Annotated in this window: 7 protein-coding genes and 2 pseudogenes; 7 read left to right on the forward strand and 2 right to left on the reverse strand. The window is 47.0% G+C overall.

Features of this window, described 5'->3' with window-relative positions; translation table 11 throughout:
- From QVO99_RS10280 to QVO99_RS10305, 6 genes are all read left to right on the forward strand, one after another.
- A partial coding sequence (locus tag QVO99_RS10280) for a MotA/TolQ/ExbB proton channel family protein (protein ID WP_288177188.1) occupies positions 1–835 on the forward strand: 835 nt, incomplete at its 5' end.
- 40 nt (positions 836–875) lie between these two features.
- Positions 876–1,391 (forward strand): hypothetical protein, encoded by a 516-nt coding sequence (locus tag QVO99_RS10285; RefSeq protein WP_288177189.1) that lies wholly within the window; start codon positions 876–878, stop codon positions 1,389–1,391.
- A 20-nt stretch (positions 1,392–1,411) separates the two neighbouring features.
- The gene (locus QVO99_RS10290) at positions 1,412–1,957 is read left to right on the forward strand and encodes an ExbD/TolR family protein (protein ID WP_022317531.1); all 546 of its coding nucleotides are present in this window, start codon (positions 1,412–1,414) and stop codon (positions 1,955–1,957) included.
- Between the two features lie 60 nt (positions 1,958–2,017).
- On the forward strand, positions 2,018–2,488 hold the full coding sequence (locus QVO99_RS10295; RefSeq protein ID WP_022317532.1) for an ExbD/TolR family protein: 471 nt from the start codon (positions 2,018–2,020) through the stop codon (positions 2,486–2,488).
- A 378-nt stretch (positions 2,489–2,866) separates the two neighbouring features.
- Entirely contained in the window at positions 2,867–6,583 is a 3,717-nt protein-coding gene (locus QVO99_RS10300) for a glycosyl hydrolase family 95 catalytic domain-containing protein (RefSeq protein ID WP_022317533.1), read from the forward strand.
- Between the two features lie 146 nt (positions 6,584–6,729).
- Positions 6,730–9,180 (forward strand): two-component regulator propeller domain-containing protein, encoded by a 2,451-nt coding sequence (locus QVO99_RS10305; protein WP_288177190.1) that lies wholly within the window; start codon positions 6,730–6,732, stop codon positions 9,178–9,180.
- Positions 9,181–9,248: 68 nt separating this feature from the next.
- Here the strand turns inward: QVO99_RS10305 and QVO99_RS10310 are convergent.
- Positions 9,249–9,362: pseudogene (locus QVO99_RS10310) on the reverse strand (tryptophan--tRNA ligase); the annotation flags it as partial.
- Here QVO99_RS10310 and QVO99_RS11145 point away from each other — a divergent pair.
- Positions 9,363–9,557 (forward strand): annotated as a pseudogene (locus QVO99_RS11145) (IS1634 family transposase); the annotation flags it as partial. It lies immediately after the preceding pseudogene.
- Between the two features lie 175 nt (positions 9,558–9,732).
- Here the strand turns inward: QVO99_RS11145 and QVO99_RS10315 are convergent.
- On the reverse strand, positions 9,733–10,046 hold a 314-nt coding region (locus QVO99_RS10315; protein WP_288177192.1), incomplete at its 5' end, for an Lrp/AsnC family transcriptional regulator.

A 10,046-nucleotide genomic window follows, 5' to 3' on the forward strand; every position in this document is an offset into this window, starting at 1 on the left:
CGCGAAATCAAAAACCGCTGCGGATAATGAAAATGGTGCAGCACCGGCTACGGCATCAGAAGCAGCACCTGCCGCCGCACCGAAAGCTGCCGCCAATGCCCCTGCCGACAGTCTCGGTGCCGACGACACACAGGCTGAGGCTACTGACACGGCAGATGTGGCTGCCGATTTGGAAGGCATCGACGACGAAGAGCCGCTGAGCTTCCATCAAGTGCTCAAAACCAAGTTCATCGAGGGTTCGGCAGGATTCATGTCGCTCGTGGCACTGGCTCTCGTGCTCGGACTCGCCTTCTGTGTGGAGAGGATAATATTCCTCACGCTCAGTGAGATAGACGCCAAGAGAATGATGGCAGACATCGACGGAGCACTCTCAAATGGCGACCTGCAGGCGGCACAGAAGATGTGTGAGCAGGAGCGTGGTCCCGTGGCATCCATCTGCCGCAAGGCACTCGCCCGCATCACCGAACCGATAGACAATATCGAGCGGGGCATATCAAGCTACGGTTCCGTTGAGGCTGCAAACATGGAGAAGGGATGCTCATGGATAAAACTCTTCATCGCCATCGCACCGTCGCTCGGATTCCTCGGCACCGTGATAGGAATGGTGATGGCATTCGAGCAGATACAAGACGCCGGCGACATCAGTCCTACCATCGTGGCATCGGGAATGAAGGTGGCGCTCATCACCACCATCTTCGGAATCATCTCGGCGCTCGTGCTCCAGGTGTTCTACAACTACATCGTTTCCAAGATAGACCATATCACTGCCGATATGGAGGAGTCGGCGATAAAGCTCCTCGACTCCATCGGTAAATACAAGAACCAGAAAGGCTGACATGCAGCAGAAAGAAAAACAAGACAATAACGCTATGGGTATGAAAAAGAGAAAGCTCAAGGCATGGCAGATGTCCACCCGTCTGCTCTATGCCATGATAGGCGTGACGGCTGTGGTCTTCGCGCTCTTCTATCTCGTGGGCTACGATATGCCATACGTGTTCGACCCCGACTACAATGCTCCGCTGCTCACCGACATCGTGCTCATCTTCATCTATCTGATGGTGGTGGGGGCTGTGGGAGTGCTGGTCTTCTCGCTGTATAAAGCGGCGAAAATCCGGTCTGCCGAGAAGGTGGTCAACGGTATCCCCGTGGCAAGGATAAAGCGCTGGTCGGCAATGGCGTTCGTGGCAATGCTCGTGCTGGCATACGTGGCAGGGTCGGCAGATCCGCTGTCTGTAAACGGCAAGACCTTCAGCGACGCCATGTGGCTCAAGGTAGCCGACATGTTCATATACGCCGTATTCGCCATGCTCCTCGCTGCCGTAGTGGCAGTGGCGGTGTCGGTAGGCGGATCGGCAATGAGGAGGAAAAACAGGAAAAAGGAGGAAAAGTGATAAGACAGAAAAGGTTTTCAATGAATTTCCGACGCGGCAAGCGTGAGGTGCCGGGGCTGAACACCACTTCCACCGCCGACATCTCGTTCATCCTGCTCGTCTTCTTCCTCGTCATCTCGTCGATGGATTCCACCAAGGGTGTCTTCAAGCAGCTGCCGCCCGAAGACAAGGCGAAGACGGAGGAGGTGACGGAGATGGACCGTCGCAACGTGATGGATATCAGCATCTGGGGCGAGGGCGACGTGAGAGTAGACGGCAAGCCTGTCGACGTGAGGCGCCTGCAGGGAATGGTGGAGAAATTCGTTGCCGGCTGTCCCGACCGCGCCACACACGTGGTGAGCATCAAGATGCTCCCCACATCCAAATACGATGATTATTTCCACGTTCAGGATGCCGTAAGCTCGGCATACACCTCAATCCGAAACTCTGCCGCGATGGGCATCTACCACAAGCGGTATGCGGAATGTGAACAGTATGAGCGCAAGAAGATAGACAAGCTCTATCCGCAGCGTGTGATGGAAAACCTGAACGAGGAGAGCGGTCAGGATGCGGCAGACAAAGAATAACACCCAACCTGGCTGATGACCGATTTGAGGAACTAAAAACAGAATAGGAGACAACAGAATATGTTTATACGCAAACGCCGCAGCGTGCCGGAACTGAACACGGCATCGCTGCCCGACCTTATCTTCACGGTGCTGTTCTTCTTCATCATCGTCACCCACATGCGGCAGGACGAGGTGAAGGTGAGATATCGTGTGCCTGAGGGCAGACAGCTCACGAAGATGAAGAAGAAGTCTGGCGTGACCCATGTGTATATCGGAAAGCCTGTAGACGGCAGGCAGGAGGGCTACCGCATACAGGTGGACAACAAGGTGGTGGCAATAGACCAGCTCGTGGACTATCTCGCGGAGTCGCGCTCCGGCATGTCGCCCGACGAGGCCCAGGAGATGACCGTGGCGCTCTCTGCCGACAAGGATGTAGACATGAAGACCGTGATGGAGGTGAAGCAGGCGCTGCGACGGGCAAACGCCTTGAAGGTGACGTTCATCGGAACCAAGATAAACAAGTCAACGTCTGCCCCTACAAAAAAATGAATGAGTCTCAGTCATATCAGTAGTTATGACACCTGACTTTGACAAAATGTGTACCCTCAAAATAACATTCCCTCATTTTCAATAACTTAGCAAAAATAACAATGAAAAAAGGGTGACGCATAGTCAAAGTCAGGAAAAGGGTGTGTCAAAGTTTTTCTTTTGATACGCCCTCGTTCTTGATTTGCAATTGTTCGCTATTTCTCATTAAGTGACAGTGAAATCATACCAAGTTGTTTTTTTTCGTCACTTATACGATTTTCCACATCACAAAAACAATAATCCGCATAGTTCTTTCCTTTGTTCTTTACCTTTGCGGCATATTTACGAATTCTAAAAAATATAATCTAAAAACAATTAAAAAGTAAAATTATGAAAAGAATGATGAGTCATTTATTCCATGTGGCTCTGATGCTTTTGGCTTTTACCTTTGCGAATCCTGTTATCAGCCATGCGCAACAGACAGCTGTTGCGTCATGGGTGTTCTCGGAGGGATGGGAAAGCTCAAGCAGCGGAACTGTTGTGACCTACACTCCGGATGGCAGCGGATGGCAGGCGATAAGCAATACCGCATGGAAAAGTAAACAACCGGTGTTTCTGCCGAACACATGTTCTGGAGTACAGACCAACTATAAGCTTTCGCTGAAGACAAGTGACGGCAAGTGGGAGGTAAAGCAAAGTAAGGACAGCTATGTCTTGCGTCTGAACACAGCTTCGATAGATAAATTTACACAAAAGGAAAACTATGGTGATGCCTCAACACATGACCAATATTTCGAAGTGAATTTCCCTACTGTAAACCTGAACAACGTGAAACTTAATTTCGCTATAGGCGACGGCTCAAGCAGCTCCACACATTTTGGTGTGGCGTATTCCGTTGATGGAGGGACGACATGGACAACACTTGATGACTATGTCAGCGGCAGTCATTGGAATACATATAATGATGCTGTTTACTCTCTTGATGCCGACAATAAGGAGAATGTCATAGTGAGACTCTTTATTGTCAGTGCCACGAAGAATAGCAATTACAATCTGAAATATGTAAAGGTGCTTGCTGACGACCATGAAGCACCGGCATTCGTATCAAGCCGTCCAAAGGATAATGAGGATAATGTCGTGACAACAGGAACCATTGCTTTGAACTTTGACGAGAGTGTGCATGTGGCGGATGGGGCAGAGGCAACGCTTACGAATGCAAATACAAACAGTGTTGTCAAGCTTGCTCCAACAGTAAACGGCAATGTAATTCGTTTCAGCTATTCTGCTCTTGACAAAAGTGCGATGTATAACTTTGAGCTACCGGCAAATACAGTAAGTGACCTTTCTGGAAATGTGCTTGCGAAAGCCTTGACGTTCAGTTTCATCACCGCCGATACCGATCCGATACCTGCTCCTACAATAGAAAGCAAGAATCATTTGTGGTACAACAAGCCAGCAGGCTATTGGGAAGAAGCTCTACCGTTGGGAAACGGTCGTCTTGGTGTTATGCACTCCGGTAGTGTCGCATGCGATACGCTCCAACTCAACGAAGATACATTCTGGGACCAGGGACCGAACACGAACTATAATGCAAATGCTTTTGGAGTACTCGGAGAAGTACAGCAAGGCATCTTCAATAAAGATTATGCTTCGGTACAGAATCTTGCAGTTACGAACTGGATGTCGCAAGGCTCGCATGGAGCAAGTTATCGTGCAGCAGGTGTTGTCTTGCTTGGCTTCCCGGGACAGCGTTTCGATGATATGGAAAGTGCACAGACTTCGGATGCTGTTGATGCACAAGGCTATGTTCGCTATCTTGATATGAATACTGCAACAAGCAATGTGGAGTATCATGTGAAAGGTGTAGGGTATAAGCGTACAGTATTCACTTCTTTCAAGGATAATGTCACAGTGGTGCGTCTTGAAGCGGACCAGACAGGTAAACTCGACTTTAATGTGGCTTATGCCGGTTGTAATAAGTCGAATATAGAGAAGCTCACGTCTAACGTCCTCTATGACGATCATACTGTCAAGGCAACGATGGGACCGGCACGTGACAAGTGTGAGAATGTGGAAAACAAGCTCAACCTTTGTACTTATCTGCGTATTGTGGACACTGACGGCGCTATTACAAACGACAATGTCAATATCTATGCTCAGGGAACAGTGGGAGCCGCTACAAATGCTCCGCGTCTTAATGTGACAGGTGCTACATACGCTACAATCATTATTTCGCAAGCCACTAATTTCAAGAAATATGATGATGTAAGCGGTGATGCAAGTGCATCAGCTCTTGCCTATCTGGAAGCTTACGAGAACAGCAAGAAAGATTATGTTACAACGCTTTCGGATCATGAATCTGTCTACAGGGCACAGTTTGACCGTGTGGACCTGACTCTTGCAGGTAATGCTACACAGGAGTCCAAGAACACGGAACAGCGTATAAAGGAGTTCCATAAGACTTCTGATCCTCAGTTGGCAGCCAACTACTTCCAGTTTGGACGTTACCTGCTCATATCTTCTTCACAACCAGGCACACAGCCAGCTAATCTGCAGGGCATCTGGAATCCTGATGCGCGTCAGTATCCGGCTTGGGATTCGAAATACACATCAAATATCAATGTTGAGATGAACTACTGGCCTGCAGAAGTCACAAATCTTGCAGAATGCCATGAGCCGTTTGTCGAGATGGTCAAGGATGTAAGTGTTACAGGTGCGGAAACAGCTCAGAAGATGTATGGCGCACGTGGATGGGCTTTACATCATAATACAGATATTTGGCGTACGACAGGTGCGGTAGACAATGGCACCGTAGGAGTATGGCCTACATGTAACGCATGGTTCTGCTCTCACCTTTGGGAGCGTTATCTCTTCTCTGGCGACAAGACATATCTTGCAGAGGTCTATCCTATAATGAAGGGAGCGGCAGAATTCTTCCAGGATTTTCTTGTGAAGGATCCGAATACAGGGTATATGGTTGTTTGTCCGAGCAACTCACCGGAGAATCATCCTGGTATAGGCTCTTATACCAAGTCTGACGGTAATACTGCAAACATTGCCCTTTTCGGAGGAGTTGCCATGGATAACGAGATGGTCTATGACTTGTTGAAGAATACAGCTCTTGCAGCTCGTGCTCTTGGTGAGGATGCGGATTTCGCAGATGCTCTTGATGCTCTGAAGGCACAGATTACTCCATGGAAGATTGGTAAATACGGACAGGTACAGGAATGGCAGGAAGACTGGGATAAAGAGAATTCGTCTCATCGTCATCTGTCTCATCTCTGGGGCGCTTATCCTGGCAATCAGGTTTCTCCATACGAAAACGCTACACTTTATCAGGCAGTACACAAGAGTCTTGTCGGACGTGGCGATGCTGCCCGCGGATGGTCGATGGGATGGAAGGAAGCCATGTGGGCACGTATGCTTGATGGAGACCATGCCATGAAGATTCTTAAGAACCAGCTTGTCCTGCTCGACCCTAATGTGACAATCGCTTCTTCCGACGGCGGCTCGTATGCAAATATGTTTGATGCCCATCCTCCATTCCAGATTGACGGAAACTTCGGAGCTACTGCAGCTATAGCAGAGATGCTTGTGCAGTCACATGCCGGCTTCTTGCATGTTCTTCCTGCATTGCCTACGGAATGGAAAGCCGGTGGCGAAGTGAAAGGACTGTGTGCCCGTGGCGGATTTGTGGTGACAGATATGAAATGGGTTGACGGCAAGATAGAGAAGCTTGCAGTGAAGTCTACTGTCGGCGGAAACTTACGTCTGCGTACTGCAACACCATTGACAAATGCCGATGGTACAGCTCTTTCTGTAGCAGAAGGCAATAATACCAATTCTTTGATGCAGCCTTACGGCATGCCGGAGCCTATAGTCAAGGATGCAAGTAAGATTCCTGCCACTACGCTTCCGGATACTTATCTCTATGATATTCCAACTAATGCAGGTGAGGAGATAACGCTTGTTGGAGGCCTTGCTGCTATTGTTCCTGTATCAGGTCTTTCCAGAGAGTCTGAAAAAGATAATGCTATATATAATCTTAACGGTCAGCGTATTGGAGAAGGTTATCATGGCGTAGTTGTCGCTAAGGGAAAGAAATATGTTAAATAGCAAATAATTCTTTGTTGAATAATATTAGTGAGGGGAGAATGCGTTGACATTCTCCCTTTCCTTTTGTATTAATGATTAAAAGTGTTATCTTTGCAAGTGCTAATGACTAATCGTTACTTGTAATGAGGCTTATTTCGGATAATATAATGAATGTAAAAAGGATGTTGCTCTCCTTCCTGTTGACGTTGCTTACCGGTATTTCGCTTGCTGGAAATACGGAAGTGCAAATAACTCATTTCTCTGAAAAGGATGGCTTGCCCCAAAGTGTGTTTACTGGGATTATTCAGGATTCAAAGGGGTATATCTGGATTAGCTCGTGGAACGGTCTTTGCCGCTATGATGGCTATTCCTTCTTCCACTATAAGGCACGGCAAGGTGACAATTGCCATTTGCCAAACAACCGTATCTTGTCTATTAGTGAGACAAAAGACGGGAATATCCTGTGTAAGTTTCATGAAAACAAGTTCTTTCTTTTCAAATGCAATGAAAAACGCTTTGTCGCATTGCCTGACAGAGTGAAGAGTCAGGCAGATCGTTTCAGACCGACAGCCCAACAGAAATCCATGATTGGCTGTCTGCCTGAATATAAGGATATAGAAACACGTATTTTGTATAAAGACCGTCAAGGCGGCTATTGGGTGTTCACTCATAGCGGACTTGATCGTGTTGTCTTTAACAAGAAGCGTTTGTCACCTGTTAAAAGGAGCAGTGAAGGCGAAGAGTTTATACGCTGTATTTTCCAATATGGAGCCGATGACATCTTTGTTGCCGATAAAAACGGAGTTATCTGTGTCTGGGACAAAGTCGGAAATACTAAAGGATACTTATGTGGTAACGGCTCAATATCTAAGTTGCGTCATCCGTTTGGTGCAAATGCCTATTGTATGTTTAGGGACTCACATGGGTATTTGTGGATAGGCACAAAGCCAAACGGACTGTTCAGACTGATGCCATTAAAAGATGGCGGCTTTAAAGTCAAGGCGTTTTTCAAAGGAAAGGATAATAAGTATGGTATAAACAACAATAGTGTTTATTCGGTGTTGGAAGACAAGTTCGGGCGTATTCTTGTCGGAACATACGGAGGAGGACTGAATGTGATAGTTAATCCTTGGAGCGAAACCCCGCAATTCATCCATTGTGACAATGGTCTTGACCGTTATCCTGTTGAGGCTAAGTTCATTCATGATATGCTGCTTGTTCCTGACGGTAGCCTTCTGCTTGCCACTAATGACGGATTGTTTGCAACAAAGATTCAGCGTGGTATTCATGGTTTTCGCTTCTTGCAGAACAAACGGGTGCCGTCGGATGTGGAGTCGCTCGGCAACAACCTGGTGATGAGTCTGTTGCGTAGTAAGGATGGTAAGATATATGTTGCAACGTATGGAGGAGGGTTGAATGTCGTAAGTTCTGGAAATCTGTTCAGCGACAAGATACGTTTCCGTGCCTACACGATGGATAATGGTATGTCAACCGACATCGTGCTTGCTCTTTACGAAGACAAGAAAGGTTTGATATGGGCAGTGTCGGAACATGGACTTATGTCTTTCAATCCACGTAATGATACTTTTACGAATTATATAGAGGGGACGTTCACTAAAGGCTTTTCTTTTTCCGAATGTCCTCCACTTGGCATAAACACTGGCAAGACAACACTTTTCGGCACTACGCAAGGTGTGCTTGCCGTAGATGAGAATGTTTTGGGCAAGAGTCGTTACGTGCCGAAGATTGTGTTTGATATGCCTGACAGTATATCTCTGTCGCCGGAAGAAAAATCACTTAACGTATCGTTTGCGGCAATCGACTATAATAAGACGGAGCCTATACAATATGCCTACATGCTTGAAGACGTAGACAAGAAGTGGCTTTATACAAAGGACAATCATATAAATCTTTCAAATATTCCGGCAGGGACATTCCGTTTGAGGGTGCGTTCCACTAATGGTGACGGGGTCTGGGTAGACAATGAAGCCTGCATTATAATCCATCGTACGCCATACTTTAACGAACGTCCAGTGGCATGGATGCTGTATGGCGGATTGGTGCTTGCGTTTATATTCCTTTTAGTGAAAGTAATCTGCTATATCCGTAGTCTTGAGAAGGAGATAAGGATTCTCAGACTTTCCAAAGAAGAAAAGATGGAATATATAAAGGTGCGTTTAGGTGATATGATAGAGGGAGACGCCCAGCCGGCGTTGCCTGCTGCAATTGATGGCAGTGTTTACGGTATCGGTTCTGTATCCAGTTCTGATGGGACCGGTTCCGACAATGCTTTTAAGGAAAAGGTGGAAACGTTTATGCAGAAGCATTATTCCGATTCCGAGCTGAATGTGGGAATGTTCTCTTGTGAGATGGGATTGAGCCGTTCGTTGCTTTATATACAGATGAAGAAGGTGTATGGATGCACACCTAATATATATATGCAGAACTATCGTCTTGAGAAAGCTTACGGTATGCTGATAAACGATAAAGGACTGAATGTGTCGGAAATAGCCTATCGTTGTGGCTTTACCGATCCGAAGTATTTTAGTCGATGTTTCAAAAAGGCTGAGGGGTGTACGCCTACAGAGTTTAGGGAGAGACATCAGTTGACGGAATAGTGTCTGTCATATAGTGTTGGACTTATAATAACCCCCAAACGGCCTAAGGACCGTTTGGGGGTTATAAATTACTTGTTTCTGTACATCTCAGCCTGTTGCTGGATGAGTGCAGCATCATCGAAGTAGTTTATCTTCATTGCTTCGCGCACCTCATGCAAGGTTTGTGCTGCAGTTTCGCGGGCGGCAAGACCTCGGAGTCGCAGCTCGTACTAGGTCTCTTGGTTAGTCGTGATGGCTATCCATTGTCATATTGTATTTTCAATGGCAGTCAATATGAGGGATACACAATGCTTCCTATCATTGATGATTTCATACAACGTTTCTCTTTGGACGATTTTGTGGTGGTGGCAAAAGTGGAGATTATGCCTCTGAAAAATAGAAAAATTCAAAAAGGGTGACGCATAGTCAAAGTCAGGAAGATAAACAAGTCAACGTCTGCCCCTACAAAAAAATGAATGAGTCTCAGTCATATCAGTAGTTATGACAGAGACTCATTCTCTATTTCCCCAATCCGGCCTGACGACCGACGATTTGATATAAATAGTTTCTGATTTATTCTATGTTCATCTCATTGGCGTCGTCCATATCGTCGTCCTCTTCTGCGGGAGCGTCCACGATAGGCAGCTGGCGGCAGAAAGCCGAGTTGAACGAGATAATGGTCTCGCTGCGCGACAATCCGAGCGGCTGCAGGTTGTCATGGATGATGTTGAGCAGATGATGGTTGTTATGGGCGTATATCTTCATGAACATATCGTAGTCACCGGTGGTGTAGTGGCATTCCACGATTTCCGGAATGCGTTTCAGCTTCTCCACCACCTCGTCGAAGTTCTCCGGATGCTTCAGGTTGATGCCGATGAAGGCACACG

Origin of the sequence: Prevotella sp. CAG:592 (assembly GCF_000436015.1) — a bacterium.
Taxonomy (GTDB): domain Bacteria; phylum Bacteroidota; class Bacteroidia; order Bacteroidales; family Bacteroidaceae; genus Prevotella; species Prevotella pectinovora.

What these genes read in the sequence shown, in the direction of transcription:
- QVO99_RS10285 (WP_288177189.1), top strand. Translation starts at nt 876, where the DNA reads ATGAAAAAGAGAAAGCTCAAGGCATGGCAGATGTCCACCCGTCTGCTC.
- QVO99_RS10290 (WP_022317531.1), top strand. Translation starts at nt 1,412, where the DNA reads ATGAATTTCCGACGCGGCAAGCGTGAGGTGCCGGGGCTGAACACCACT.
- QVO99_RS10295 (WP_022317532.1), top strand. Translation starts at nt 2,018, where the DNA reads ATGTTTATACGCAAACGCCGCAGCGTGCCGGAACTGAACACGGCATCG.
- QVO99_RS10300 (WP_022317533.1), top strand. Translation starts at nt 2,867, where the DNA reads ATGATGAGTCATTTATTCCATGTGGCTCTGATGCTTTTGGCTTTTACC.
- QVO99_RS10305 (WP_288177190.1), top strand. Translation starts at nt 6,730, where the DNA reads ATGAATGTAAAAAGGATGTTGCTCTCCTTCCTGTTGACGTTGCTTACC.